Source organism: Streptomyces sp. WAC 01529 (assembly GCF_003945545.1).
In the GTDB taxonomy this organism is placed as follows: Bacteria; Actinomycetota; Actinomycetes; order Streptomycetales; family Streptomycetaceae; genus Streptomyces; species Streptomyces anatolicus.
Genome location: NZ_CP029617.1, coordinates 8,129,150 through 8,155,224 on the forward strand (window position 1 = coordinate 8,129,150; position 26,075 = coordinate 8,155,224).

Annotated in this window: 22 protein-coding genes and 1 pseudogene; 7 read left to right on the plus strand and 16 right to left on the minus strand. The window is 71.2% G+C overall.

The genetic code is table 11. The features are described from left to right. Positions 1-52 precede the first annotated feature (52 nt). From DMA15_RS35795 to DMA15_RS35845, 11 genes are all read right to left on the minus strand, one after another. Positions 53-1,036, minus strand: coding sequence for an amidohydrolase family protein (locus tag DMA15_RS35795; protein ID WP_125516928.1), 984 nt, complete (start codon positions 1,034-1,036; stop codon positions 53-55). Next, complete coding sequence (locus DMA15_RS35800) at positions 1,020-2,735, minus strand: AMP-binding protein (RefSeq protein WP_240660119.1); 1,716 nt, start codon at positions 2,733-2,735, stop codon at positions 1,020-1,022. The genes DMA15_RS35795 and DMA15_RS35800 overlap by 17 nt, the downstream gene beginning before the upstream one ends. Continuing rightward, positions 2,732-3,559 carry an SDR family oxidoreductase gene (locus DMA15_RS35805; protein WP_164551903.1) on the minus strand — a complete coding sequence of 276 codons (828 nt, stop codon included), beginning with the start codon at positions 3,557-3,559 and terminating at the stop codon, positions 2,732-2,734. The genes DMA15_RS35800 and DMA15_RS35805 overlap by 4 nt, the downstream gene beginning before the upstream one ends. A gap of 49 nt (positions 3,560-3,608) precedes the next feature. Next, positions 3,609-5,132 (minus strand): SDR family oxidoreductase, encoded by a 1,524-nt coding sequence (locus DMA15_RS35810; RefSeq protein WP_125516932.1) that lies wholly within the window; start codon positions 5,130-5,132, stop codon positions 3,609-3,611. Further along, positions 5,125-6,420: a beta-ketoacyl synthase N-terminal-like domain-containing protein gene (locus tag DMA15_RS35815; RefSeq protein WP_125516933.1), complete on the minus strand. Its 1,296-nt coding sequence runs from the start codon at positions 6,418-6,420 to the stop codon at positions 5,125-5,127. The genes DMA15_RS35810 and DMA15_RS35815 overlap by 8 nt, the downstream gene beginning before the upstream one ends. Positions 6,421-6,436: 16 nt before the next feature. Further along, positions 6,437-7,411: a ketoacyl-ACP synthase III gene (locus DMA15_RS35820; protein WP_164551904.1), complete on the minus strand. Its 975-nt coding sequence runs from the start codon at positions 7,409-7,411 to the stop codon at positions 6,437-6,439. A gap of 120 nt (positions 7,412-7,531) precedes the next feature. After that, positions 7,532-8,302: an SDR family NAD(P)-dependent oxidoreductase gene (locus DMA15_RS35825; RefSeq protein WP_240660120.1), complete on the minus strand. Its 771-nt coding sequence runs from the start codon at positions 8,300-8,302 to the stop codon at positions 7,532-7,534. Positions 8,303-8,400: 98 nt separating this feature from the next. After that, positions 8,401-9,435: a ketoacyl-ACP synthase III gene (locus tag DMA15_RS35830; protein ID WP_125516939.1), complete on the minus strand. Its 1,035-nt coding sequence runs from the start codon at positions 9,433-9,435 to the stop codon at positions 8,401-8,403. A 52-nt stretch (positions 9,436-9,487) separates the two neighbouring features. After that, positions 9,488-10,447, minus strand: coding sequence for a ketoacyl-ACP synthase III (locus DMA15_RS35835; protein WP_125516941.1), 960 nt, complete (start codon positions 10,445-10,447; stop codon positions 9,488-9,490). Positions 10,448-10,484: 37 nt separating this feature from the next. Then, entirely contained in the window at positions 10,485-12,311 is a 1,827-nt protein-coding gene (locus DMA15_RS35840) for a CoA-transferase (RefSeq protein WP_240660121.1), read from the minus strand. 41 nt (positions 12,312-12,352) lie between these two features. Next, positions 12,353-13,681: a beta-ketoacyl synthase N-terminal-like domain-containing protein gene (locus DMA15_RS35845; RefSeq protein ID WP_125516944.1), complete on the minus strand. Its 1,329-nt coding sequence runs from the start codon at positions 13,679-13,681 to the stop codon at positions 12,353-12,355. 211 nt (positions 13,682-13,892) lie between these two features. Between DMA15_RS35845 and DMA15_RS35850 the strand changes: the two genes are divergently transcribed. Genes DMA15_RS35850 through DMA15_RS35860 form a run of 3 tightly spaced genes read left to right on the plus strand, consistent with a single transcriptional unit; the run spans position 13,893 to position 16,542 of the window. Continuing rightward, positions 13,893-15,212 (plus strand): beta-ketoacyl synthase N-terminal-like domain-containing protein, encoded by a 1,320-nt coding sequence (locus tag DMA15_RS35850; RefSeq protein WP_125516949.1) that lies wholly within the window; start codon positions 13,893-13,895, stop codon positions 15,210-15,212. Positions 15,213-15,223: 11 nt separating this feature from the next. Next, entirely contained in the window at positions 15,224-16,258 is a 1,035-nt protein-coding gene (locus DMA15_RS35855; protein ID WP_125516951.1) for a beta-ketoacyl-ACP synthase III, read from the plus strand. A 53-nt stretch (positions 16,259-16,311) separates the two neighbouring features. Beyond that, the gene (locus tag DMA15_RS35860) at positions 16,312-16,542 is read left to right on the plus strand and encodes an acyl carrier protein (RefSeq protein WP_125516953.1); all 231 of its coding nucleotides are present in this window, start codon (positions 16,312-16,314) and stop codon (positions 16,540-16,542) included. A 96-nt stretch (positions 16,543-16,638) separates the two neighbouring features. Here the strand turns inward: DMA15_RS35860 and DMA15_RS35865 are convergent, their stop codons facing one another. Further along, positions 16,639-18,315 (minus strand): MFS transporter, encoded by a 1,677-nt coding sequence (locus DMA15_RS35865; protein ID WP_164551905.1) that lies wholly within the window; start codon positions 18,313-18,315, stop codon positions 16,639-16,641. Positions 18,316-18,468: 153 nt separating this feature from the next. Here DMA15_RS35865 and DMA15_RS35870 point away from each other — a divergent pair, with 153 nt between their 5' ends. Continuing rightward, the gene (locus DMA15_RS35870) at positions 18,469-19,140 is read left to right on the plus strand and encodes a TetR/AcrR family transcriptional regulator (RefSeq protein ID WP_164551906.1); all 672 of its coding nucleotides are present in this window, start codon (positions 18,469-18,471) and stop codon (positions 19,138-19,140) included. Between the two features lie 503 nt (positions 19,141-19,643). On the opposite strand, the gene DMA15_RS35880 is transcribed toward DMA15_RS35870, so the two are convergent. Further along, on the minus strand, positions 19,644-20,876 hold the full coding sequence (locus tag DMA15_RS35880) for a glycosyltransferase (RefSeq protein ID WP_164551907.1): 1,233 nt from the start codon (positions 20,874-20,876) through the stop codon (positions 19,644-19,646). Between the two features lie 153 nt (positions 20,877-21,029). On the opposite strand from DMA15_RS35880, the gene DMA15_RS35885 reads away from it, so the two are divergent. Next, positions 21,030-21,929: an alpha/beta hydrolase gene (locus DMA15_RS35885; RefSeq protein ID WP_125516961.1), complete on the plus strand. Its 900-nt coding sequence runs from the start codon at positions 21,030-21,032 to the stop codon at positions 21,927-21,929. 164 nt (positions 21,930-22,093) lie between these two features. Here DMA15_RS35885 and DMA15_RS35890 read toward each other — a convergent pair whose 3' ends face one another. The 3 genes from DMA15_RS35890 to DMA15_RS35900 form a co-directional block, all read right to left on the minus strand. Then, on the minus strand, positions 22,094-22,516 hold the full coding sequence (locus DMA15_RS35890; RefSeq protein WP_125516963.1) for a peptidase inhibitor family I36 protein: 423 nt from the start codon (positions 22,514-22,516) through the stop codon (positions 22,094-22,096). 33 nt (positions 22,517-22,549) lie between these two features. Then, a complete protein-coding gene (locus DMA15_RS35895) occupies positions 22,550-23,635 on the minus strand; it encodes a helix-turn-helix domain-containing protein (protein ID WP_125516965.1) in 1,086 nt (361 codons plus the stop codon). 122 nt (positions 23,636-23,757) lie between these two features. Continuing rightward, positions 23,758-24,219, minus strand: a complete 462-nt coding sequence (locus DMA15_RS35900; RefSeq protein WP_125516967.1) for a hypothetical protein — start codon at positions 24,217-24,219, stop codon at positions 23,758-23,760. 197 nt (positions 24,220-24,416) lie between these two features. Here DMA15_RS35900 and DMA15_RS35905 point away from each other — a divergent pair. Both DMA15_RS35905 and DMA15_RS35910 read left to right on the plus strand, forming a co-directional pair. Beyond that, positions 24,417-24,599: pseudogene (locus DMA15_RS35905) on the plus strand (TauD/TfdA family dioxygenase); the annotation flags it as partial. A gap of 40 nt (positions 24,600-24,639) precedes the next feature. Further along, positions 24,640-25,968 (plus strand): MFS transporter, encoded by a 1,329-nt coding sequence (locus DMA15_RS35910; protein WP_125516969.1) that lies wholly within the window; start codon positions 24,640-24,642, stop codon positions 25,966-25,968. Positions 25,969-26,075 lie beyond the last annotated feature (107 nt).

Consider the following 26,075-nt stretch of genomic DNA (forward strand, 5'->3'; position numbering starts at 1 on the left):
CCTTTCTCTGCTGGATACGTGCTGGTTCTGTGCCGGGGTACGCGCACCGGCGTCAGCCAGGACCGAGCCCGAGCAGTCGGGCCGCGTTGCCGTACAGCCAGCGGTCCGTGATCTCGTCGCCGAGATCCAGGGCGGCGACCTGCCGGGCGAGCGCGGCGACCGGATCGGCGTTGACCCATGTCGCCGAGCCGAACAGGACCCGGTCGCGCAGCACCGTGGTGCCGTACAGGAGCAGGGATTCCCAGCCCGATCCGGGGCGGGCCATCCACTGCGGTCGGTGGGAGGAGAGGTCGAGGTAGACGTGGCGGTGCCGCTGGGCGATGGAGATCAGTTCGAGGACCCAGGGCCAGGCGGCGTGCCCCGCGACGATCGGCAGACCGGGGTGGCGCAGGGCGATCCAGTCGACGTTGCGCGGATGGCACAACTCGGCCGCGTGCCGCGAGAAGTGGTGCCCGGTGTGCAGCCACAACGGCATGCCCAGCTCTCGCGCCCTGCGGTAGACCGGGTCGTATGCGGTATCGCGCGGGTCGACGCCCTGCCAGAACGGGGTCACCGCGAAGCCGCGCATTCCGAGGAGATGGCAGCGTTCCAGCTCGGCGACGGCACGGCCGGGGTCGGTCAGGTCGATGCCCGCCCAGGCCTGGAGCCGGTCGGGTGCCTTGGCGGCGACGGCGGCGACGCGGCTGTTGACGTCGTCGCCGTCGGCGGTGGCGCCGCCGCAGCTCATCAGTATCTGGTGGACGACGCCGTTGTCGTCCATGGTCTTCAACAGCGCCCCGACATCGACGCGTTCGGGCTGACCCGACACGAGCAGATCGACGGCACCGTCCTGGTCCCCGGCGTCGAGGCGGGCACGGAAGCGCGGGTAACCGGCACCGAAGACCGCGGTCGCGTGCCGCCCGAAGGCGCGCAGGTACGCCGGGGCCACCGCGCCGAGCCCGCGGAAGTACGTGCGCCAGCACTCGCGGTCCAGGGACAGCGCGCAGACGTCGACGACACGGTGCCCGGGGGCGGCCGGCTCAGCGGACGCGGTCACGGGTGACCTCGATCCCGGCCGCCACGCGGTCCCAGGTGTCGGGGGTGACGCCCTGGGCGCGCAGCGTCTCCTTGCGGACCTTGCCGGTGTCCGTCACGGGGAGTTCGGGCAGGACGCGCAGATAGCGCGGCACCATGAAGTGCGCCATGCGAGGCCGCAGGTACCCGATGAACTCCTCCGGTTCGAAACGGGCCCCGGGCCGGAGCACGAGGGCGGCCAGTATCTCGTCCTCGGCGAAGTCGCTGGGCACCGCCACGGCGGCGGCGAGCGCCACGGCGGGGTGGCTCAGCAACTCGGCCTCCACCTCCATCGAGGACACGTTCTCGCCCCGGCGCCGGATGGCGTCCTTGATGCGGTCCACGAAGAAGTAGTCGCCGCCGGGTTCACGCACCACGGCGTCCCCGGTGCGGAACCAGCCGTGCCGCCAGGCCGCCGCGGTGGCCTCCGGCATGGCGTGGTAGCCGTGGAACAGCGACCACGGCCGGTCGGCGCGCAGCACCAGCTCACCCACGGTGCCGTCCGGTACGTCGATGCCGTACGCGTCGACCACCCGGCACTGCACCCCTGGCCGCGGTCGCCCGCAGCTGCCCGTGCGCCGCGGATTGAGCGGCGACACCAGCGGCGCCGACGTCTCGGACATGTTGAACCCGGTGTAGACGTCCACGCCGAAGCGGCGGCCGAAGTCCAGGGCCTGGCGCGTCAGCGGTATCACGCACGCGGCCCGCAGCGGGTGTTCGGCCTCGTCCGGCCGGGGCGCCAGACCGAGCAGGAAGTCGACCATGGCGCCGAGCAGGGTGCACATGGTCACCCCGTGGCGGCGCACCACGTCCCAGAACTCGCCGGTGCGGAAGTTCTCGGTGACGACGATCGAGCCCCCGAACAGGAGCATGCAGTAGGCGACTTCGGTGCCGCCGCCGTGGCACAGCGGCAGGTTGAGCAGATACCGGTCGTCCTCGCCGATGTCGTCGTCGAGGAGCGCGGTCACCGTGGAGTAGTGGTGGACGTAGGAGACCAGTACGCCCTTGGACGGGCCGGTGGTCCCCGAGGTGTAGATCACCGCCATGGTGTCCCAGGGCGCGACCGGCCGCTCGGGCGGGACGAAGTCCTCCACCCGGCCCCGCAGCGCCGCGGGGCCGTGGACGCGCGGGGCGCCGGGCAGGGCGTCCGGCCAGGGGGCGTCCGGGCCGCCGCCGAGGACGACGACCTCCTGGAGGCGGCTGTCGCCGAGGTGCTGGAGCCGCTCCACGAGCAGCGCGTGCACCACGAGGACCCGGGCCCCCGAGTTGTCCAGGACGTGCTCCAGGAGCGCGCCCCGGTAGGCGGTGTTGACGGGAACGTGGACGGCGCCGAGGAGATTGACGCCGTACCAGACGCGCAGCGCGTCCAGGCCGTTGGGCAACCAGCACAGCACGGTGTCGCCCTGCCGCACGCCCAGCCGGTACAGGGCGGCGGCGGTGGCGCGCGCGTCGTCGTAGGCCTGCCCGTACGTCCAGTGGGTGCCGTCCTCGAAGACGGCGTACACGCGGTCGGGGTGGGCCCTGGCACGGGTGGCGAGCAGCGCGCCCGTGACGCAGTGCGCGGCGTCCGGTACGCGGGCGTCGCCCGGCGGGAGGATCTCGACGAGGCGGTCGGCCGCCTCGTCGAGCGTCACGTCGAGATCCCGCGCCGCCGGGGCCGGTGACGTCGTGGGGCCCGTCATTCAGGGATCCCGGGCACGTCGACCATGTGACCGCCGGAGGCGTCGTAATGGCGCAGTGTCCGCAGGTACTGCTCCCAGTTGACCAGGGTCTGGGCGCTCCTGCTGACGGGGCGTACCGGTATCAGCGGGCCGATGCTGACGGCGGGCGGGCGGGTGAGGGCCCACAGCACGACATCGGCGATGTCCGAGGGGTCCAGCAGATCCGTGACGCCCACCCCCAGCGACTCGGGGTCCTGCGCCAGGTCCGTACGCACCCAGCCGGGCAGAACGGCGATGGCGCGGACCCCCAAGTGCCGGTTCTCCAGGTCGATTTGCGCGGTCAGCGCGTTCAGGGCGCGTTTGGTGATGGAGTACGGGGCCGACCAGTCGGCCTGGAGCAGACTGCCCTCCGAGCTGATGTTGACGATCCAGCCGTGGCCGCGCTCGCGCATCCCGGGGAGCACGGTGCGGGCCAGCAGGAAGGGGACGTCCAGATTGAGGTGGAAGGCCTGCCGCCAGTGGCGGGGGTTGGTGTCGTGAATGGGTCCGGTGCGGGCCAGGGCGGCGTTGTTCACCAGGATGTCGACGGGGCCGAGGGCCCGCTCGGCGGCGGCCACCGTCTCCTTGGGCGCGCCGTCGGCCGACAGGTCAGCGATGAGCGTGACGGCGGGCACCTCGTGTCCGGCCACGTCACGCTCGACGCAGGCCAGTTGGTCCTTGCGGCGGGCGACGAGGGCGACGGAGGCGCCGGCGGCCGCCAGCGCGCGGGCGATGCTCGCCCCGATGCCGGACGAGGCGCCGGCGACCAATGCGACCTTGCCCTTGAGGGGCCTGTCCTCGGTCACCTGTGGTCCCCTTCCGGCACGGCGGGGCGGGGGCGTGGTACGCAGGGCGTCACAGCCGGGTTCCTTCCTCGAAGGGTGTGCGGGGGTGGCCAAGATTCGGCAGTCCGGCCAGGCAGTGACCGCCGCCGTCGACGCGCAGCTGGGTGCCGGTCAGCCCGGCCGCGGCGGGGCTGATCAGGTAGCAGACGAGTGCCGCGACCTCTGTCGCCTCGCTCATCCGGCCGGTCGGCACGAGCCGGTTGGTGGCCTCCAGGAACGCGGGGTTGGTGACGTCCGTCATCGGTGTGCGGACGAAGCCAGGAAGCACGCTGTTGGCCCGCACCTTGTGCCGGGCCGCCGAGGTGGCGAAGTGGGTGGTGAACTGCGCCGTCGCCGCCTTGCTGAGCCCGTAGCTCGCCAGGTTCGCCACCGGCGCGCTCACCGCGGCGAGCGAGGAGACGACGGCCACGGCTCCGCCCCGGCCGGCCGCCGCCCACTGTTCGAGCAGCGCGTCACACATACCCGCGTACGACAGTGAGTTGAGGGCGAGCAGCTGGCGGCGGTTGGCGGAGTTGTCACCGGGGCCGTCGAAGGAGACGGCGCCCGCGCCGTAGGCGAGCGCGTCGACGCCTCCGGCGATCTCCCACGCCTCGTGCGCGAGGCCGGCGGCCCGCGCCGGGTCGGTCAGGTCGGCGGTCAACACCCAGGCCGTGCGCCCCAGTTCGCGGACCTCGGCGGCGAGCTTCTCCAGCTCCGGGCGGCGGCGCGCGGCCAGGACGACATCGGCGCCGCGTGCCGCGCACTCCCGCGCGATGCTCGCCCCGATGCCACTGCTGGCGCCGGTGACCAGGACCACGCGTCCGGCCAGCCGGAACGGATCGGGCACCGCGGTGCCGTCGCCCGCGGCCGTGGACGCGGCCGGTCGCGGTGGGCGTGCCGAGGGCATGGGCACGACGCTCGCGTCGAGTCCGCCGTCCAGCGGCAGCGTCTCGCCCGCGACATTGCCGAACCCGCGCGAGGCCAGCAGACGCAGTGCCGCCGCCAGTTCGTGCGGTGCGACGGGGCGGCGGGTGACCAGGTGGCGCAGCAGCTCACCCGCCGCCTCGTCGGTGAGCGCGTGCCCGAGGAACGGGGCGTAGCCGACGCGCACCGTGTTGGCGAGCACACCCCGGGTCGCGCAGTGCTTGGCCAGGTGCTGCCACCACGCGTGGTCGGCGGCCCGCTGTGCGGCGGCCTCCGGCTCCGCGTCGTCGTGGATGTGCGGGCCCGTGTCGGTGACCATGACGGCGCGGCCCTCGCCCCGCCGGGCCATGGCCTTCAGGACCCGGGTCACGTGGGTGCGGCGCAACGGAGGTGAGGGCCGGGCGCCGAGTGCTTCGTTGCCGATGGCCACGACGCAGTACACGTCGGGGGATCGGGGTGGGTGCGCGCCCTCGCCGTCCGTGACGTGGAAGCCGTGGCGCTCCCAGAGTTCCCGGACCGCCCGCGTGTGGTCGGCGCCGGGCGGGGACTCCAGCAGGACGCGGCGGCCGACGGGCGCCAGCGAGTCCGTTTCGAGCAGGGGTCCGGCGCCGGGTGGCGTGTGCTCAGTCATCGGTGCCTCCCAGGAGGATGGCGCTGGCCACGGAGCCGATCGTGTAGTTGAGGCTGAGGGCCAGGTCGATGCGGGCGGGCCGCCCCTGGGTGCCGGGCACCGGGTCGAAGGTGCACACGTCGGCGGGCTTCTCGCAGTTGGCGGTCGGGGCGATGTGGCCGTGGCCCATCATCTGGAGTGTCGCCGCCACACCGATCACTCCGAGCGGGGCCCCGCTGTGGCCGAAGACGGCCTCCTGGACGGTGACGGGCAGCCGGGCGGCCCGCTCACCGAAGACGGCCGGCATGATGTTGCCTTCCATGAGGTTGAACGCCCGGTCGCCGGTGGCGGCGCCGTTGACGTAGTCGATCTCGTCCGGCGACGCGATCCCGGCCATGCAGGAGCGCGCGGCGCGCACGGCCCCCGTGCCCTCGGTGTCGAGGGCGAGGTTGGGCTGGGCGTTGCGGGTGGTGGTCTGGCCCAGGAGCCGTCCGTAGGTCCGCGCGCCCCTGCGCCGGGCGTGCGCGCGGCTCTCCAGGATCAAGGTGGCAGCGCCGTTGCCGTAGTTGAGGCCGGCGGCCCGCTGGTCGTAGGGGCGCATGGGCTCGTCGACGAGGGTGGCGGTCTGCGGTTCGCTCCCGGTCACCGACCGTGCTTCAAGCTCCGCGTACTGCCGCAGCCTGCTCTCGCGCCAGTAGTCGGCGCCGGTGACCACCGCGATCTCCGTCTCGCCCGCGGCGATCATGCGGGCCGCGTTGCCGAGCAGCACGGACGACGAGGCGCACCCGCAGGACAGCGTGTAGCTCGGGCCGGTGGCGCCGACGAGGCCCGCCTGGGTGGTCTCGACGTCCGACATCACGGCGTTGAGAACATTGCGGAACAGTACGGAACGGGCCTCGCGCGGGCTGATGTTGCGGGTGTCGGCGAGGAGTACCGGCAGATACGTGTCGACGATGGCGTCGGCCGTGGCGTTGCGGCCCGCGAGCACGGCGGCCTCGCTCAGCGCGCCCGCCCGCCAGTCGAGCGCGGCGTCCTCGCACGCCTCCAGGAGCGCGAGCAGCCCGTACAGATGGATGTCGGAGTACTTCTCGACGAAACGCGGCGGGATCTCCGGCAGCCGCGCGGCGACGGAGTCCGGGTCGAGGGGGACGCTGCCGAAGTAGGTGCCGTCGTCCTGCGCGAGGAAGGAGTCGCCGTGCGCGACGGCCGTCCAGAACTGCTCGGGTGTCGCCGTCGGCGCCGTACGCCCCGGCAGACAGAAGCCCATGCCGGTGACGAGTGCGTCCCGGGGGCCCTTGGTCGTGGTCACCGCATCGGCCCTTCGCTCAGATCCGGTACAGGAGGCTGCCCCAGCACCAGACGCCGCCGCCGATGGAGGGGGAGAGCACCAGGTCGCCGGGTTTGACGACGCCGCGCTCCCGCAGTTCCGAGACGGTGGTGGGGATGGAGGCGCTGGAGACGTTGCCGCGGAAGGCGAGGTTGGTCAGGACGCGCGCCGGGTCCGCTCCCAGGTCGTGCTGGATGCCCTTGGCCAGCGGCTCGGTCCCCGAGTGGGGGATGAGCCAGTCGATGTCGCCGATCGTCAGTTTGTTGCGGCCGAGGATCTCCTCCACGGTGTCGCTGATGTGGGCCAGGGCGACGTCGTTGAGGTCGGGGTGGCTCTTGACCCACCCCTTCTCCCCGCCGGCCGCGGACATGTGGGCGAGACTGCCGTCGGTGTGGAAGACGGAGTCGATGAGCCCGGGGGAGCCACCGGGGGTGGCTTCGAGGACGCACGCCCCGGCGCCGTCCGAGACGAGCATCGAGCCCTTGGAGCCCGGCCGCACCCGCCGCGTGACCCGCTCGGTGGTGGCCACCAGCGCCTTGCGGTAGCCGGTCGGGGAGGTCAGGAACGACGCCGCGGTGTGCACCGCCTGGATGAAACCGGCGCAGGAGCCGCAGACCTCGAAGGCCATGGAGCCCTTCATGCCCAGCTCCGCCGCGGTGAGCGCGCCCACCTCGTGCACGTAGTCGCGGTCCGTCCAGTGGCTGACGACCATCACATCGATGTCGTCGGCGTCGACCCCGGCCCGCTCCAGCGCCTGCCGGGAGGCCTGCGCGGCCATGAACACGGGGGTCTCGTCGTCGTTGGCGCGGTAGCGGGTGCGGACGCCGACGCCGCCGATGACGCGGTCCTCCACGTGGCTCGTCGTCGCCTTCTCGACGCCGTGGTTGTGTATTTCCTCCGAGCCGAAATAGTGGCCGAATCCGGTGAAGCGTATTCCGGCGTCTTCCCAGATGCCGTGCTGGCCTGTGGTCATGGATGAAAAACTAGTGGCGTCGGCATTCGGCTGCATCTGGCCTCCAGTACTCGATGATTCATGCCGCGGGTACTCGAAGTACCCCGCGAAAAATCCGCTGTTCACCATCGGGTGGTGTCGTCACGGAACCCATCCAGGTGGCCCGCCGCCGTCGACCCGAATGACCGATCCGGTGAGATAGGGGTTTTCCGCGGCGAAGCACACCGCGTCCGCGATCTCTTCCTCCGCCCCCCAACGGCCCAGCGGAACATAGCGCTTCAGCCCGTCCATATAACGGGCGTGCCGTGGAAAGGCCGTGCTCTTCTCACGCAGTGCCTCGCCGTCCATCACGCCCGGCGCGACCGCTGCCACCCTGATCCCGTAGGGGCCCAGCTCATAGGACCAGGTACGGGTCAGCGCCTCCACGCCCGCTTTCGCGGCGGTGTACGCGGACTGCCCGTAGGCGCCCGCCGCGAGACCGGAGGAGACGTTGACGATGGCACCGGGCACCCTGTGCCGCACCATGCTGGCCGCGGCCTCGCGGCCGACGAGGAAGACACCCGTGAGACACAGCCGCAGCGTCTGCTCCCAGTCCCCGAGCGGATGGGTGAGCAGCTCGGCGCCGCTCTCCTCCCGCGGTCTGCGCAGCAGCAGACGGGAGAGGTTGCGGCCCGCGTTGTTCACGCACAGGTGCAGCGGCTCGGTCCGGGTCAGGTCGGCGAACACCTCCCGCACCGACTCCTCCGACGTCACATCGGCCCGCACCGCGCGCAGGTCCAGGCCCTCGGCCTCGGCCATGGCCCGCACCTTCTCCAGGCGTCCCGGGTCGAGGCCGAGGACCGTGGTGCGCCATCCCCGCGCCACCAGCAGCCGGGCGACGGCCAGGCCGAGGCCGCGGGTTCCCCCGGTCACCAGCGCATTCCTGGAATCGGACAAGGCCGTTCACCTCTCGCTCTCGGTGGTCGCGTGCGCCGCGGCGGTACGGCGGTTCACTGGTACCGGAAAACAGTTCACTGGTACCGGAAAACCATGGCGCCCCAGCTCAGGCCGCGCCCGATGCTTACGCCCAGGAGTAGTTCGCCGGGCTTCACCGTGCCGTCACCGACGTATTCGGAGAGCGCGCTCGGCATTCCCACACTCGATGTGTTGCCGCGGCGCGGCAGATTCAGGAGCATCCGCTCGCGCGGAATTCCGAGGCGGTCCGCCATCGGATACAGGAGATTGGTGTTCGCCTGATGCGGAATGCACCAGGAAATCTGTTCCGGTGCCAGGCCGTTGCGCTTGAGCACCGTCTCTCCGGCGTCGACGAGCATGTCGGGCGTGACCTCGGAGAGCACCCCGCCGCGCATCACCATCTTGTCGTTGTCGTCGATGTCGAACGCGTCGTAATAGCGGCCGTCGGCGCGCAGGACGACGTCGATCATTCCGCTGCGCGTCGGCAGCCCGTCGGCGCCACCGCCCGAGGACTCGCCGCGCCGCCACACCGCGGCCGCCGCGCCCGCGCCGAAGAGCGCGGAGTTCTTGAACCCGAAGTTGAGGATGGCGCGCGGACTCTCCGCGCACACGACGAGGGCGGTCCGGGCCCCCGTCGTCGCCAGCAGCCCGCGGGCCACCACGCTCGCGTACAGGAATCCGGCACAGGCGACCGCGGTCACGTCGAAGCAGAACGCGTCGCGTGCACCCAGCTGCCGCTGCACCGGCAGGGAGATGTCCATGTAGTTGTTGCCGAGGGAGGAGGGGTTGGCGCGAGGCCGGGCGGTCGCGCTGGTGCCGACGATCACGTCCACGTCGGAGATGTCGAGGCCCGCGTCGTCGAGTGCGCGCCGGGCCGCCTTGACGCCCATCTCTGCGAACCGCTCCTCGGGACCGGCCCAGTGACGGGTCCGCACACCCGTGTACGCGCGTATCCAGGCATCGTCCACGTCCAGCTCGGGCAGGCGGGCGAAGTGGTCGTTGGTGACCGGCTCGCCCGGGAAATAGTGGCCGACACCACTGAGCACGACCGGCGGGCCTCCGCCTTCGAGCGGTGACCGGGTTTCGGGCATGGGGGAGGTCCTTTCCTCGTCTTCCCGTCGTTGTCTGCTGTCCGTCGGTGCGTCAGAGCTGGTAGAGCAGGGCGCCCGAGAACCACCCCGCACCGGCCGCGGGCGAAAGGATCACGTTGCCCTTGCGCAGCTCGCCGGACTCGGTGAACTCGGACAGGGCGCTCGGGATCGTGGCGCTGGTCGTCTGGCCGCGTGTCCGCAGGTTCGTCAGGACCCGCTCGGGGGCGACGCCGATGCGCCGCACCAGCTCATCGCTGATCCGTGCCGAGCCCGGATGCGGCACGACCCGGTCCACATCGGCGATGGTCATGTCGTTGCGCCGCAGCACCAGGTCCGTGGCCTCGCCCGCGGTCGCGGCGGCCACCTGGGAGATCGTGGGCAGGCTCACCGTCCAGCCGTCGCTGCCGCGGGCCTTGGAGACGCCCGCGTGCTCGCCGTAGCTGAGCACGACGGAGTCCCGCAGCCGCGAGTCGTCCGGCGCCCCCACCTCCAGGACGGCCGCGCCCGCCCCGTCGCCGCCGACGTACGAGCCGCGCCGCCCGGGCTTGAGCCGGCGCGAGAACTGGTCGGAGCAGATCACCAGGGCGTGCCGCCACTGATGGCTGGTCAGCATCGCGGCGGCCGTCTGCACGGAGTGCACGAAGCCGACGCAGGCGGCGCACACGTCGAAGGCCAGGGCCCGCCCGGCGCCCAGCCGCATCGCGATCCGGGGCCCGTCCTCAGGCGCGTACCGCCGCTGCGACCAGGAGGAGAAGACGACCAGGTCGAGATCGCCGGCCTCCAGGCCGGCGTTGCGCAACGCGTGCCGTCCGGCCTCCACGGCCATGTACGGCACGCTCTCCGTGTCGTCGGACAGATGCCGCCGCTCCACGCCGAGGTCCGGGCCGAGGACCGCCGCCTCCATCTCCGGCGCCTCGGGCAGGTCGGCCGGGATCCTTTCGCTGTGCCGCGGGAAGTAGTGGCCGAAGCCCCGGAAGGACAGGCCGCGGCCCACCCAGATTCCACCGCTCACGCCGTGCTCCTCACCTGGTGGGATCCTGCGGATCGCGTCACCTGTAGAAACCTTGCGGATCGAGACCGCGCAGCCAGGCGATCTCCGCCTCGGTGACCTGCGGTTCGGCCGTACAGCCCGCGCTGCTCACCGGCCAGCGGGTCAGCGCCGCCACGGCCTCCTCGGGGGAGCCCGGGCCGGCCGGGCCGTCGTCGAGTGGCAGCCAGGTGGCGAGGCGGAAGGGCCCCCGCGTGTCCTGCTCGCGCCGGAACCGCCCGAAGTGGCTGACCACTTCCCGTACGCGGGCACCGGGACTGGTGATGTAGGCGACCCGCTCGACGAACTTGCGCGGGGAGGCCGTGGACAGCACCAGGCAGTCGGTGCTCGTCGCGATGTCGTTGGCGCCGCCGGAGCCGGTCAGCCAGCGTCCGTCGGCCAGCAGACTGGTGTTGACGTTGCCGTCCGCGTCGACCTCACCGGCGGCCAGGACGCCCAGGCAGCGCGGGTTCGCCGACACCATGCCGCCGAGGATCTCGGGGATGCCCACGAGTTGCTGGGAACGCGTGGCGTGCAGCTGACTGAAGAGGAAGACGTCGCCGGGCTCGGGGTCCATGCCGTAGAAGCCCAGCTCGGCGCAGACCGGTACCCGCACACCCTGTTCGCGCAGGAGCGCGGCGGCGAGCCAGGCGGCCAGGTGGGAGACGCCGATGCCCGCGAGCAGGGTGTCGTAGCCGTCGCGCGTGACCCGGTCGGCGATGGCGCGGGCGCCCAGGACGATGGTCCGTTCCTGGCGCGTCACGGGCTCGGCGGCAATCGCGCCGGCGGGGAGCGGCGCCGGGGGAGCGGCGGGCTCGCGCGGGGTGAGCGGCCCCGCGGCGAGGGTCAGTTCGGCGCGGCGCGCCTCGCCCAGCTTGCGTACGTACTGCGCGTGCCCGGCGGGCTCCTCCACCCACTCGCGGTACCACTCCTTGGCGCCGTCCTCGGTGGCCAGGCGGTCGACAAGCTCGGTGAGGAAGGCGTAGTCGTCGCGGTACCCCCTCACGTCGCCGCGCTCGTCGCCGGTGGCCAGACCGCGCAGCGACTGCGGGTGCGCGCCCAGCGGTGCCTCGCACAGGGCGAGCACGCGCCGGCCGGGAATGACGACCCGTTCGGGGTGCCCGTCGGTGAAGTCGTCGGGCACGATGCGCTCCACCGAGGCGAGTACGCCCTGTTCGGCGGCGTACGCGGCCCAGGCGCCCTCGCCCGCAGGCGGCACGAGGACGATGTTGCCGCGCCGGTCCGCGCAGGCGCCGTGCACCAGGGTGAGGTCCGGACGCAGCCGCTCCACGAGACCGAACGGGCGCTCGTCGGCCGACTGGCCGGGCACGCGCAGGAACTTCGGTCGGCCGGGCGGCCGTTCGCTCTCCGGTAACGGGCGTGTCCCGGGGCCGTCGCCGGTGAGACCGCGCTCCAGGTCGCTGCCGATGAGCGAGGACGTCACGGCGTACGGCAGCCCGGTGGCCCCGGCCATCAGGCGCTGGGTGAAGCTGAGCAGGGACCACAGCTCACAGGTGAAAGGGGTGTCGCGGGCCAGGTCGCGGTAGAGCGGGTTGGGGCGCGGCGTGGGGTAGGTGTCGCCGAGGAAGCAGGTGATCAGGTGCCTGACCGCGCCCGACATGGTCAGCGCGTGCATGGCCGTGTGCGTGGCCGACGTGCTGACGGTGAACTCGCCGCGGCCCGCGAACTGCCGCGCCAGCGCGTAGACCATCGCATTGGGCCGCGCCATCGTCATGGCGAGGTGCAGATGCATCCCCGGCGTCACGTACCGGGACACCAGGGAGTCGACGTCGGGAACGACTTCGGGGACGACGCCGGGGCGTGGCGCGGTGCCGCTGTGCGTGCTCATGGTCTCCTTCGGGGGTTCGGTCCGCGCGGGTCCGACACCGGTCATGCGGCGCCGAGTGCCAGCACCGAGGTCTGGCTGCCGATGGCGAAGGCCAGCGACACCGCGAGTTCGGTGCGGGTCGCGCGGGCGCCCTCGGCGACGTGGTCGTGGTCGCACTCCGGGTCGGGTACGGCGTCCGCGTAGTTGGCGGTCGAGCACAGGCATTGGTGGTGCAGGGCCAGCGAGGTGGCCGCCGCGTTGACCAGGGCGGCGGCGCCCAGGAGGTGGCCGTACACCGGCTTGACGGAGCTGAGGGGCGGCCAGGCGGACCGCGGGCGGCCCTCGTACAGGGCGCCGAGCATCCGGCTCTCGGCCACGTCGTTCTTCGGGGTGGCGGTGCCGTGCGCGCAGAACCAGTCGACGTCCCGCGGCGTGCGGCCCGCGTCCTGGAGCGCCCCGGCGACGGCGGACGCGGTGATCTGCCCGCTCATGTCCATGCCGAAGGGGTGGGTCGCCTCGTTCAGGGCCCTGTGGGACAGGAAGCGGGCGTAGCCGCCCGCGCCGCGTGCCCGGGCATGGCTCTCCCGCTCCAGGCACAGGGCGACGGCGCCCTCGCCGAAGGCGAAGCCCTCGCGGTCGCGGGTGTAGGGGCGGATCGCGCGGCGGGGCTCGGCCGACTCGGTCGACAGGACGCGGTCGCCCATCGCCCGGAAGGAGTGGAACACCAGGGGGGTCAGGGGGAATTCATAGCCCACCACGACCACGGCGTCGGCGGTGCCCGCGCGGATCAGGTCGGCGGCGAAGCCGATGGCGTGGTGCCCGCCCACACAGGCGGAGCTGAGCGTGGTGACGAGTCCGCGCACATCGCCGTAGATGGCGGACAGCGTCGCGGGGGCGCCCGGCATGCCGCGCAGCATGGCGCCGCTGTCACCGAAGTGGGCCGCGCCGCCCGCCTCGTGGTCTTCCCGGTGGTTGACGCTGTCGTCCTCGCGCAGCGCCTGGCTGACCCACTCCAGGGGGCCGCGTGAGGACGAGGCGATCAGGGAGAGGCGCCGCGGATCGATCTCGCCGGACCCGAGCCCCGCGTCACGGCGGGCCTCCTCGACGGCCGACATGGTCACCAGGGCGTCGCGCGTGTACCGGCCCGCGAACTTCTCGCTCAGCTCCGGCAGGAACTTCCGGTGGTCGAAGTCGCGCAGCTCGCCGGCCACGTGTACCCCGGTCCTGCCCGGTACACAGCGCGTCAGCCGGCCGAGTCGTGAATTGCCGTCGCGCACGTCCTGCCAGAATTCATTGACATGGGTCGCGCCGGGGAGCATGACGCCGATACCGGTGACGAGTACGGAGTCCCCGCGGTTCTTCCGTGCAGCGGATTCAGCCTGTGCAGCCATACCGGAAAGCTATCCGGCAGTCATTCGCAGGGCATCAGTCCACCGGTACCCGGGAGAATCCCCCTGTGGTACTTGAAGTACCAATTATTGATTTCAGTACTACTGATACCCGTGGCGGCGGAAACCGGGTACCAGAGGCCGGTTACGCCCGGACGCGCACCGCTCTAGCGTCGGCGGCCTGTCGACAGCGGCACGCAACACAGGGAGTCTCATGGCGCATCAGCAGCAGGATCCCGGTCGCGACACACTGATCACGGGCATGGGATTCGCCCTGCCCGGCCCAGGAGGGCTGTGCGCGACGACCGCGCAATTCCTGGACATTGTCTCCACCGGCGCCTGCTACGTGGAGAACGACGGCGTCTTCTTCGGCCAAGTGCGCACCGATATCGCGGATGTGAAGGAGCGTTATCCCGAACTTCCCGTAAAGGCTCTGAAACTCTATTCTCCGGTGCAGTTGCTCGGCCTGATCTCCATGGCCGAGGCGTGCGGTGACGCCGGCCTCGACCGGCGCTCGGGCGCCCTGTCACAAGCGGCGATCCTCGCCGCTCGCGACGGCGGTGACTGCTGGTCGGCGCAGTACGCCGACATCCTCCACACCGATCGCACCAAAGCCACCAAGGAAGAGATCAACGAACTGGGCACCCGCCTCGCCCTCACCGGCATCCCCATGGACGTCGCCAACGTCCAGGTGTCGGCCGTGGCCGGGACCGGCCCCAACTTCACCGTCTCCAACGGCTGTACGTCCTCCGCCGTGCTCCTTGGCATGGCGAGCAGGATGATCGCCGACGGCGAGGTGGAGGTCGCGGTGGTCACCGGCGCCGACGTGTTCGGCCTCGACTTCCTGCGCCACTACGCCGACCTGCTCGACCGGTACGCCGAGCTGAGCGCCGAAGAGGGCATCACCGTCGACGCCATGGAGGACGCCGCCCTGGCGATGGGCGCGCAGATGCGCCCGTACGACAAGAACTCCCCGGGCTCCAACATGGGCAACGGCTCCATCACGCTCGTCGTGGAGAGCCGCGCGCACGCCGAGCGGCGCGGCGCGACCCCCTACTCCCGGATGCTGGCGCAGCGCACCCGGCGCAGCCCGCAGCACAGCGCCTTCGCCATCGACCGTACGGGGACCGGCATGGTCCAGGCATCCCGGGACGCCATGGCGGGCCTTGTCGAGGCCGAACAGATCGACTACGTCAACGGAGGGGCCGAGGGCGACCGCGTCTTCCACGAGACGGAGTCGAACATCATGCGCAGCCTCTTCGGGGACCGCGCGACCGCGATGCCCGTCACCGTGCAGGAAGCCTGCTTCGGGCACAACGGCGGACCACTCGGCGCTCTGGGAGCAGCGGCCACGTCCCTGATGATCCAGCGTGACCTGGTGTTCCCCACGGCCGGCTGCGTCGACCCGGACGACGGCTGCCTCTTCGACCCGGTGCCGGGCACCACCGCCCGGCCATTGCGCATCGATCACGCACTCTCCTTCAACTACACCGTCGGAATGGTCAGCAGCGCGATCCTGCTGGGGAAGGCGTGAGGTCCGCCGACATGAACGACCACAGGACACGCGCCGCCGTACTGGCGGGCGTCGCCGGCTGGGTGCCGCCCGGCACGGTCACCAACGCCGACCTGGAAGCCCGCCTGGACACCACCGACGACTGGATCCGCAGCCGCACCGGCATCGCCGAGCGGCACACCGTCCCACCGGGCATGGCCACGCGGGAACTGGCCGTCGAGGCGGGGCGGCTGGCCCTGAAGTCGGCCGGCCGCGACGACGTGGACGCCGTCGTCCTCGCGACGGCGACCCCGGACCGCCTCTGCCCGGCCACCGCCCCCGAGGTCGCGTCGGCGCTCGGGCTCGGCCCCGTCGCCGCGCACGACGTCGCCGCCGTCTGCGCCGGGTTCCTGTACGCGCTGTCGGCAGGAGTCGGGGCGATCGCCGCGGGCTTCGCCGACCATGTCCTGGTCATCGGCGCCGAGACCTTCTCCGCCATCGTCGACCCGGAGGACCGCAACACGGCCGTCATCTTCGGCGACGCCGCCGGCGCCGTCGTGCTGCGCGCCGGCGACCCCGACGAGCCGGGAGCCATCGGCCCGATCCGGCTCGGCAGCGACGGCACGCACAGCGACCTCATCCAGATCCCGGCCGGCGGCGCCCGGCAGCGCGCCGCCCGGACCGTGCCCGAGCCGAGCGATCACCACCTGCGGATGCAGGGCCGCAAGGTCTACCGGCACGCGAAGGAGCGCATGGCACAGTCGGCGCGCGAGGTCATCGAGCGCTCCGGCTGGACGGTCGAGGACGTGGACCGCCTGGCGACCCATCAGGCCAACGCGCGCATCAGCGAAGCCGTCGCCGACGAACTGGGCGTCCCGCGCGACCGCGTCCTGTCCAACATCGAGCACGTCGGCAACACCTCGGCCGCCTCCCTTCCCCTGCTGCTCGCCGACTCGGCCGCGGCGGGCAGGCTGCGGCCGAACGACCGGGTGCTGCTCGCGGCGTTCGGCGGCGGACTCGCCTGGGGCGCGGCCTCTCTGACGTGGCCGGACGTAACGGCCCTGGCCGTGCACACGTACCGCGGCTGAGGCGGATCAACCGCCCGTCCCACCCCACCGACACAGCGCCCCCGGAGGAAACGGTGTACGAAACGGTCAAGTCCCTGCTCACCGACGAATTCAAGATCTCCGAGGACCGGATAGCCCCGGACTCCACGCTGGAGGACCTCGGCCTGGACTCCCTGGCGTCGGTCGAGTTCGCCCTCGCCCTGGAGAAGGGATTCGGCGTGGAGATCACCGACGATGAAGTGGTCGAGCTGGAGCGGCTCGACAAGATCGTCGAACTCGTCGAGCGCCGCAAGCAAGCATCCTGAGCCGTGCCCAGGCCCCTGGAGAGCGCGGCGCGCACGGGCCTGGGCACAACGACCGGACAGCCGGGGCCCGTCATGGGCCCCGGCTCTTCCTTGTGGTCAGGGCCGGTCCACGGGCTCGGGGCGGTCGTGGACGGACTCCCTCGATTCCTGTTTCACCAGATCCACGCCGTCCTCGGGCGCGTCACCGCCGCCCTCGGTCGCCGGGGTGATCCGCCCCGCCAAGGGCGGGATGAACAGGAAGACGGCGACCGCCACCACCACGAGGATGACGCCGGTGCACAGCGACGTGACCCCGAACGCGTCCGTGAACGCGTTGTCGGCGCGCCGCTTCAACTCCTCCCCGGCGGCGCCGGGCAGGGCGCCGGCCACTCCGACGGCGTCGGGGAGGCCTTCGCGCGCGGCATCCATGGCCTTGGGGTCCACCCCGGCGACGGGGTCGTCCATCTCCCTGCGGAAGAGCGCGGACGCCACGCTGCCCATGATCGCCACGCTCAGTCCGTTGCCGAGTTCGTAGGAGGTCTCCTCGATGCCCGCGGCGCCACCCGCGGTATCCGCGTCGGCCGTCGACATGATGGCGTCCGACGCGGCCGTCATGGCGCAACCCGCACCGGCGCCGATGCCCGCGAGGGCGATGGCGAACACCCAGTACTCGGTGTCGGGCTCGACGTTCATCAGGACGAAGAACGCGGCGCCGATCAGGCCCATCCCGATCATCATGGCGTACCGCGTCCCGTACCTCGGGACGATGACGGACATGATCGGGGCCCCGATCATGGTGGCCAGGAGCAGCGGCAGCAGCCGAAGGCCCGACTCCATCGGCGAGGCGCCGCCGATGAACTGCCAGTGCTGCGTGAGCAGCAGCATCAGCCCGCCCATGCCGAACATGGCAAGGACCACGGACACCACCGCCACGGAGAACGCGCGGTCGCGGAAGAGCGTCGGGTCGAAGAGCGGGTCGCGGATGCGCAGCACCCGCACCACCAGGGCGGTGAGCAGCACCAGGCCGAGAACACCCGTGATGATCGTCTGCGCCTCCAGGCCCTTGGCGCCGCCGTGCTGGATGGCGTACACGAGGGAGATCAGGCCGGTGACGGAGAGCAGCGCTCCGACGGTGTCCCAGCGCGGCGGATTCGGATGCCTGGATTCCGGGACCAGGGTCAGCGCGGCGATCAGGGCGAGGACCATGATCGGCACGTTGATCAGAAAGACCGAGCCCCACCAGAAGTGCTCGATCATGACACCGCCGACCACCGGCCCGACCGCGGCACCGGCCGCCGACATGGTGGCCCACACGGCGAGCGCCACCGTCCGCTCTTTGCGGTCGGTGAAGACGTTCCGGATGATCGAGAGCGTCGACGGCATGATGATCGCCGCGCCGATGCCGAGCAGCGCGCGGGCCGTGATCAGCATCGCGGGCCCGGTCGCCCAGGCCGCGGCGGCCGATGCGGCGCCGAAGACGATGAAGCCAAGGCACAGGAAACGTTTGCGGCCCACGCGGTCGCCGAGCGTGCCGCAGCTGATGAGCAGACCGGCGACGACGAGCGAGTAGACGTCGACGATCCACAGCAACTGCACCGATGAGGGTCGAAGTTCGGTGCTGAGCGTGGGCAGAGCCACGTTCAGCACCGTCAGGTCGAGGGCGACGACGAGAAGGCTCAGTGAGAGGACCCCCAGCACCGCCCATCGGTTTTTCGCCCCGGGGACGCCGCCGTCGTCACCGCCCTCACCTCCTCCGTGGCCCGCGCCCTGCTGCTCATGCACCACGCCGTCCATGACTGGCCTCCTTCGGGATTCCGTCAACTGGTCTCGTACGTCATACCAGCTATCGTACGTCGTACGAGACTGCGTTAGCATAGGACTGTGAATGAAACTTCTGGACGAGAAAACACACCGAAAGGCCAACCCGGCTCGATCTGGCTGCGCGAGGTGAAGCAGCGGCCGGCGAGGCAGCCGCTGAGCCGTGAACAGATCGTGCAGGCGGCGGTGCGTCTCCTGGATGAAGGGGGTGTCCGCAATCTGCGCATGCGTCAGCTCGCGGACTCGCTGAACTCGGCACCGATGTCGTTGTACTGGCACGTGTCGACCAAGGACGACCTGCTGGAACTGGCCGTCGACGCGGTCTTCCCCGATCCGCCGTCCCGGTCCGGCACGGGGGACTGGCGCGACGACATCAAGGCGGGCGCGACGGATCTGTTCGAGGTGCTGCTGCGGCACTCCTGGATGATCGAGCTGATGGGCGGTCATCCCCCGGTGGGGCCCCGCGCCCTGGCGCATACGAGCGCCATCATCGAGATCCTGGAGCAGGCCCACTTCTCCCCGAGGCAGCTGGACTCGGCGCTCTCAGCGATCTACTACTACACCGTGGGCGCCGCCCTGTCCGAGGCGTCCTGGCAGGCGATGGCCCGCCAGAGCGCCGAGAGCGAGGAGGAGTGGGTGAGCCGCCTCGGCCCCTACCTCGGCATGGCGACCCAGTCCCACCCGGCGTCCCTGGGCGACTACGTCAAGCGCAGCGCTTCCAGCAGCACGGGCCAGCGGTTCCACGACGGCCTCGAATGCATGGTGTCCGGTATGGGGCAGATGCGTTCCGAGGACTCCTGAGGCCCCGACACGCCCCTCGGCCTGCTCCCGGCCGTGCTGGTCGTCCTCCTGGAGCAGGCCGCCGTCGACGATGACGCCATAGGCCGGCCGCCGACGGCTGTCGGCCCACCTCGACCCGGAACGCGAGCGGTTGGCCTCGCCGCGACCTGCCGCACGACGGGACTCCTCGCCGGCATCGTGGGAGGGCCGTTCCGGCGAACGGAGCGTGACCCTCCACGGCGGCGTACAGCGTGGCGCCCAGGGACCAGAGGTCGGACTCCGCCGTCGCGGGCAGGCCGCGGCGTGAGCGCGCCTTGTGCCTCGATGAGGTCGGCCAGGGACCCGCCGTCCACCAACTCCATGATGATCCAGGGCCGCTGCTCGTCGTGGGCCTGCCGGACGGCGCCCATGCCACCTAGGCCGAGCAGTCGGCTCAACCGGTAGCGGCCCGCGAGGAGTTGCCCGTGATCGTCATCCACGTAGAGGATATAGGTCAACAAGGCTGCCGTTCCCCGCTGCTTCCTCTACCGGCTCGCGAGGTGGCCCTCCAGCTCGTCGAGGACTGCGATCGTTCCGTCCTCGCTCTCGATGGTCCTTGAGATCTTGGCGCACCGCTCGCGGTACCGCTTGTCCTGAAGCGCCGTGCGCAGGGTGGCGGAGAGGCTGTCGGCCGTCAGGCGCCGAGCGCTGACGTACCCGGGGGAGAGGCCCAGGGCGGTCAGGCGGCGGGCCCAGAAGGGCTGGTCGAGTACGAGAGGTACCGGCACGGCGGGCACACCGGCCCGCAGACCGGCACCCACGGTCCCCGAGCCGGCGTGGTGGACGAGAGCGGACATGCGGGGGAAGAGCCAGTCGTGCGGGCACTCGCCGATCGTGAGAATGCCGTCACCGTGGACGTCGAGGCCCTGCCAGCCCGCCTGTACCACCGCACGCACCCCTAGTCGGCGGACCACCGACTTGATCATGTCGCTGAGCGGCTCGGCGCCCCCGATGGACAGACTTCCGAAGCCGAAGAAGACGGGGGCGGGTCCCGACGCCAGGAAGTCGGCCAGCCTGTCGTCGGGGCGCCACGTGCTGTCCGTGGTGGGCCACCAGTAGCCCGCGCACTTGTGCCCTTGGGGGAGGACGAGTCTCTTCGGCAGCAGGGCGGGACTGAAACCGTGCAGGACGCGTGCTCCGCGCAGAATGCCACTGGGAGTCCTGAAGCGGCGGCTTCGCGCGCCCAGTTCACGTTGGAGCCAGGAGAGGGCGGGAGCGTACAAGGGATGCGTGGCCGCCCACACCAACCTCTCGGCGGCTCGGTACCCCCGGCCGGTGGCCGTATTCGCGCCGGCCTGCGGCACGAGCATGCCGGGAGACGCCGCGTAGATCCCGATACACGTGCGGCCGGTACCTTCGGCGATCACGGCGCACAGCGGATGCGTCATCGGGTGGGCCAGGATGATCTCGGCACCGTTGGTGACCGCCTCCAGGACGCCCCGGGCGATGACTTGGGTCATTTCCTGGGCGTTGCGTTTCCTGCGTCTGAGCCGGGCGGGACTCTGCCAGCGGTCGAACCGCTCGGCGGAGAGCGCGGACTCCTCGTGACGGGCCAGCGGCAGGATGTGGACGGGCATCCCACCCGCTTGGAAGCGCGCCGCGTGGCGCTCGGAAGTGGCGGCTGTCACCTCGTGGCCCGCAGCCTTCAGGCGGGCTCCCAAGCCCGCGTAGGGCAGCACGTCCCCGGTCGAGCCCCAGGTCACCAACAAGATCCGCATGCGGCCGAGTATGCACAGGGGGGCTGACCGCACGACGGACCAGAACGCCCGCATCCCCCAGAAGAGTGGGGTGCGGCCTCACCTTGACGCCGTGTGCGTGAAGCGGAGCACGAAATCAGCCCGCATTCGCGGAGGCTTAGGTATGTATGCGGGATGTCTCTCAGCACCGACACCGCCGTCACGGTGGCTGACACCACCCTGGACTACCGCGGGTTCCGCTACCTCGCCCGCACGTCCACCGCCGGATCCTCCGCCACCGAACCGCTCGTCGTACTCGGTGGCTCCTCGCAGGACCGTTTCTCCTGGATGCGTTATGAGCGATGGCTTCTGCCGCACACCACCGTGGTGACCTTGGAACTGCCCGGCTACGGAGGCGCCGACGCGCTGCCCGTCGAACACGGCATGGACTTCCTCGCCGACGCCGTCTGCCACGCGACCGAAGCCCTTGCCCTGGGGCGGGTCAACGTTTTCGGTGCCTGCTTCGGAGCCTCCATCGCTCTGCGCCTCGCGCAACGGCACCCCGACCACGTCGCGCGTCTCATGCTCGGAGGCACAGCGGTCGAGATCTCTCCCGAGTACACCGCGTCGGCCAGGCGATGGCGTCGCATGGTCGACGACGGCCAATTCGACGAGATGGCCCAGGACATGGTCGAGCAGTTCATGGCCCCACCGGGACACGGGAAGGTGCGGCGTCAAGCGGCGGTGGCACGCCTGATGCGGCAGAGGTTCGCCTGCCTCACCGCGCGTGAGCTCGCCATGGACATCACACACCACGAACGTCTGCTGACCCACCCCTGGAGCCTGCCCGGGCTCCCCGTCTCCGCCCCGGTGCTCGTCTTCACCGGCGAGCACGACACCATCACGCCGCCCGAGGTGGGGCGGAGAGTCGCCGCGGATCTCGGTGCCCGGTTCACCACCATCACGGAGTCCGACCATCTGGTCCAGATCGAACGCGACAGTGACCTGGCGGACCTGATGGCCCACTTCTTCACCGACCGCGCACTGGACCAGCTCCCCTACCTCAACCCTGTCGAGCACTTCACCCGCACCTGAGGGCGACGTGCCGGCGAGAACGGGAGCGGGCTTCGCATCTGCGGTGCTGTCGAGCAGAGCGCCGGACGTGGACGGCATGGCCGTCACTTCGTGGGGCGACCTCGAAGCGCGCACTGACCGGCCCCCTCCGACCGGTCAGGTCAACCACTTCGGCGGCGCCGGGCTCAGCAGTCCGCGAAGACGGAGCTCATCACGTCCTCGTCCGCGCGCGCGAGGTCACCCTTGAACCAGCCGGGGACGGTGCCCAGATAGCCACTGTAGTTGCTGTGCTTGTAGATGTGGATGCGGGTGGGCGTCCGGTTCCAGGCCGAACTCGCCCGATCCTCGAACCACGAGGGCACCTTGTGGTGGCCGCAGCTCGGCACCACCCACAACCAGCCCCCGCCCCCGTCGTTCTGGAAGAAGCAGGAGCCGCTACCGCACTCGGACCAGGCCCGGGCGACGTAATCGCCGCCACTGAGCCGGTACAGGCCCTCCACGCCCGCCACCGCCGTGACGCGGGTTTCCTCGGCGCTCGCCGCCGTCGGCACGGCGAGTGCGAGAACGGCCGTCGTCGCCGCGACGCACGCTGCGATCCTCTTGCGCATGTCTCCTCCTGGAGTCGCTGGAATGCCGTGCGTTCACTGTGACCCGTGGCGGCCCGCCGATCGTCGGCAACGAGCGCACACTTGCTGAACATCCAGCGCACGCGCCCCCGTCCGGGCCCGTACCTCGCTCGGCGGGAAGCCGTACGCCCTGCGGAAGGCCCGGCTGAAGTCCGCGGGGTGGCGGAATCCCCAGCGTGCGGCCGTCGCGGCGATGGTGCGCGTGCCGAGCGCCGGATCGGCCAGCTCCGTGCGGCAGCGCTCCAGGCGCAGGCGCCGGATCATGGCGCCCACGGTCTCCGGTTCGTTCCGGAAAAGGAGGTGGAGGCTGCGCACGGAGAGGTGGTGGTGGGCGGCGATGGCCGCCGGGAGCAGTTCCGGATCGCCCAGGTTCTGCTCGATGAAGATCTTGATCCGGGAGCGTACCGCGGCCCTGCGGGTCTCCGCGGGCAACGCCTCCTGGGCCCCGAGCCGCCCCGCCAGTACGGTCGCGGCCAGATCGATCCCGATCGCACCGAGCCGGGCCAACTCCGCCGGGCCACAGGTGTGGGCGGCGGTCGGCAGCCCGGCCAGGTACGAGCCGAGCAGCGCCGCCGACCCCGAACCGGCGCGGGTGGACAGCGGCTCGGCCAGCAGCCGGTCCGCCCGGCCGCCGGCCAGCGGCAGTACCGTGCGCGGCAGCCGCAGCAGCGTCAGCCGGGTCTGCCGGCCTCGGTCGAGGAAGTCGCAGACGAGCGGCGCCGAAGTGGTGAACAGACTCATGTCGCCGCTCCCCAGGCAGGCCACGCCGCGCGCCTGCTCCAGCCGGATGGGGCTCCCGCGGACGAGGACCAGGTAGTACTCCTCCGGGTCATGGCGGCGAATGTGCACGGGGGAACGGCGGGCCACCATCGGGGAGAAGGCGAAAGCGGCTACCTGGCTGTGCGGCATGCCCACAGCCTCCACGCTGCCCCTGAAACGGGGCGCGTGCGCGCTGTGGATCGCTACGGGCATGACCTCGGCGCCGACCATCTGGGCCCACCAGTCGAACCGCTCCGGCGCCGGAACCCCGTCGGTGCTCGCGGACACCACCGGCCCGTCCCCGCCATCGGTCTGCCGCGCCGCCTCATTGATGCTGGACATTCAACGATGCTCACGGCTCGCCGCCCCGCCGGAAAGCCGCGGGCCGGACAGATGACGGCAAGACGCAGACGAACCCCCTGGCGCGGCCGTCCGGCGGTGCCAGGGGGTTCGCTCATGACCGTTCAGAGGACTCCGCGCGTGGCACGGGTCAGAGGGCCCTGGCCGCGCCTCACGTTGGCGCCTCCCAGCGCGTAGGCACCGGCCAGCATGGCGACGGCACCACTGCCGACGCCCACCGCGATCGCCTTGCGGTTCTTGAGCACCGTCCATGTCGTCGCCGCCGCTTGCATGGTCTTCTGCGGTACGGCGGACAGCAGTTCGCCGCCCGCCTTCGCCTTCTCACCGAGCGTCGCGCCCACAGACGCCGCGCCCTTCCCCGCTTCGGCGACCGATGACTTCACGTCACGGGCCGCTGAGCCGGTCTTGGCGGCGGCTCCGGAAGCGGTCTTGGACGCGGAACGGGCCGTGCCTCCTGCGGCCTTGGCCGTGGTGGCCTTGGCGCTCTCCGCCTTGGACCGGTCGGCCTTGTCCCCCGTCGAAGTGTCACCTACAGGACTGGTTCCGTTTTTCGTCGATTCACTCATGCCCTCCGTCTGACCCCGTCTCACCGCTCGAAACAAACGCGTATTCGTACGCCGTGCGCCCCGGCGAACCGTGAACGCACCCGGCCCCGAAGTCAGGTGCCGCCACCACTACTCCCGCGTGCGTGAGCAGAGGGGTGCTGCCTGCCTCCAACGTCCTGATCGGCCTCACCACTGACCGGGAGTCGGTCTGCGCCGACTACGGCGCCGGCGGACCGATCCCGGGCGCCGTCATGGACCATCTCCGCGCCTGCTACCGAGCCGCGGCGCCCCGCTTCGACTACCGTGCCGACGACGTGCTGGTGATCGACAACATGCTGCTCTCGCACGGCCGGGAGCCGTTCACAGGGCCCCGCCGGATCGCGCTCGCCATGGCGGAGCCGTACACCCCCAACCGCTGGCCCCAGGACGGAAGACCCTCGTATGTTTGCGCGTTCCCTCCGGTCCAACCGGGACTTCTCCGTCTTCTGGGCGGTCCAGGCCCTGTCCGAGGTCGGCAACGCCTTCTCGCTGGTGGCGCTTCCGCTGCTGGTGCTGCACACCACCGGGTCGGCGGCACAGATGGGGCTGCTCACGGCCGTCGCGGGCGCCACCGCGCTCCTCACCGGACTGGTGGGCGGCACCTGGGCCGACCGCTTCGACCGGCGGCTGCTGCTGATGCTGTGCGACGCCGCCCGGCTCGTGCTGTACGGCGCGATTCCGGTCTGCTGGGCCCTGAACCCGCAGATCTGGCTGCTGTACGTGGTCATGGCGCTGGCCTCGGTCTTCGAGACGTTGTTCCGGATCACCTATGTCACCGCCGTGCCGAACCTCGTCGACAAGGAGCAGATCGTCGCGGCGAACGGCCGACTGGAGGCGACGAACGCGATCGCCTACATCGCGGGCCCGGCCCTGGCCGGTGTGGTGGCCGGGCTGTTCGGGCCCACGGCCGCCGTCGCCATCAACGCGGGCAGCTTCGGGATCTCTCTCGTGGGCCTGGCCTTCATCAGGCTCAGGCCCACCGTGCGGTCTTCGGCCGACGAGGCCGAGAACAAGGCGGCCTGGGCCCAGGACCTGCGCTCCGGCTTCCTGGTCGGCGCCGCGTTCCTGTGGCGCACGCCGGTGTTGCGGGCGCTCACCTTGCTGCTGACCGTCACCACCTTCCTCAGCCTGGGCATGACCGATGTCTTCATCTACCACCTGCGGCACGGTCTCGGGCAGGACGAACGCACGGTGGGCTACGTCCTCGCCCTGGCCGGGCTCGGCACCTGCGTGGCCGCCGCCGCGACCGCCTGGCTGCGCCGCTCCTGGGGGTTCGGCACCTGCTGGCTCGGCGCGATGGGTCTGTGCTCGGTGTCGGTGCTGGTACTGGGCGGCACCGGACAGGTGGCCGTGGCGACCGTGACGATCTGTCTGTACTCCTTCGGCATGGCACTCGCGGGCATCTGCTCGATGTCCCTGCGTCAGCAGGTCACGCCGGACCATCTGCTCGGCCGGGTCACCTCCGCGTTCTGGACGATCCACGGCAGCCTCGCGCCCCTCGGCGCGGCTCTGCTCACGGCTCTGGTGGGCCGGCTGGGGACACGTGGGCCGCTGACCGCGGTGGCGGTCGTCTTCCTGGCCGTGGTGGTGGCCGCCGCCTTCACCCCCATTCGACAGCGCCGGCCGGAACTGACCGCCGTACCGCTCCCGCGGACACGGCCCACTCCGCCGCCACCACGAGATACGCCTCCCTCAGCGGCCTGCGGAGAAGGTGATGTGCATCACATTTAGCGAATGTGGGGTACTGGCTCGTACACAAGAACGGCGTCAGTGCCAGGCATGCGTCTCACTATTCGATGAGGGCGAAGGGTGTTCACGCTCCGTTTGCCTTCGAATCC

What these genes read in the sequence shown, in the direction of transcription:
- DMA15_RS35800 (WP_240660119.1), bottom strand. Translation starts at nt 2,735, where the DNA reads ATGACGGGCCCCACGACGTCACCGGCCCCGGCGGCGCGGGATCTCGAC.
- DMA15_RS35810 (WP_125516932.1), bottom strand. Translation starts at nt 5,132, where the DNA reads ATGACTGAGCACACGCCACCCGGCGCCGGACCCCTGCTCGAAACGGAC.
- DMA15_RS35820 (WP_164551904.1), bottom strand. Translation starts at nt 7,411, where the DNA reads ATGACCACAGGCCAGCACGGCATCTGGGAAGACGCCGGAATACGCTTC.
- DMA15_RS35830 (WP_125516939.1), bottom strand. Translation starts at nt 9,435, where the DNA reads ATGCCCGAAACCCGGTCACCGCTCGAAGGCGGAGGCCCGCCGGTCGTG.
- DMA15_RS35840 (WP_240660121.1), bottom strand. Translation starts at nt 12,311, where the DNA reads ATGAGCACGCACAGCGGCACCGCGCCACGCCCCGGCGTCGTCCCCGAA.
- DMA15_RS35845 (WP_125516944.1), bottom strand. Translation starts at nt 13,681, where the DNA reads ATGGCTGCACAGGCTGAATCCGCTGCACGGAAGAACCGCGGGGACTCC.
- DMA15_RS35850 (WP_125516949.1), top strand. Translation starts at nt 13,893, where the DNA reads ATGGCGCATCAGCAGCAGGATCCCGGTCGCGACACACTGATCACGGGC.
- DMA15_RS35855 (WP_125516951.1), top strand. Translation starts at nt 15,224, where the DNA reads ATGAACGACCACAGGACACGCGCCGCCGTACTGGCGGGCGTCGCCGGC.
- DMA15_RS35865 (WP_164551905.1), bottom strand. Translation starts at nt 18,315, where the DNA reads ATGGACGGCGTGGTGCATGAGCAGCAGGGCGCGGGCCACGGAGGAGGT.
- DMA15_RS35880 (WP_164551907.1), bottom strand. Translation starts at nt 20,876, where the DNA reads ATGCGGATCTTGTTGGTGACCTGGGGCTCGACCGGGGACGTGCTGCCC.
- DMA15_RS35885 (WP_125516961.1), top strand. Translation starts at nt 21,030, where the DNA reads ATGTCTCTCAGCACCGACACCGCCGTCACGGTGGCTGACACCACCCTG.
- DMA15_RS35890 (WP_125516963.1), bottom strand. Translation starts at nt 22,516, where the DNA reads ATGCGCAAGAGGATCGCAGCGTGCGTCGCGGCGACGACGGCCGTTCTC.
- DMA15_RS35895 (WP_125516965.1), bottom strand. Translation starts at nt 23,635, where the DNA reads ATGTCCAGCATCAATGAGGCGGCGCGGCAGACCGATGGCGGGGACGGG.
- DMA15_RS35900 (WP_125516967.1), bottom strand. Translation starts at nt 24,219, where the DNA reads ATGAGTGAATCGACGAAAAACGGAACCAGTCCTGTAGGTGACACTTCG.
- DMA15_RS35910 (WP_125516969.1), top strand. Translation starts at nt 24,640, where the DNA reads ATGTTTGCGCGTTCCCTCCGGTCCAACCGGGACTTCTCCGTCTTCTGG.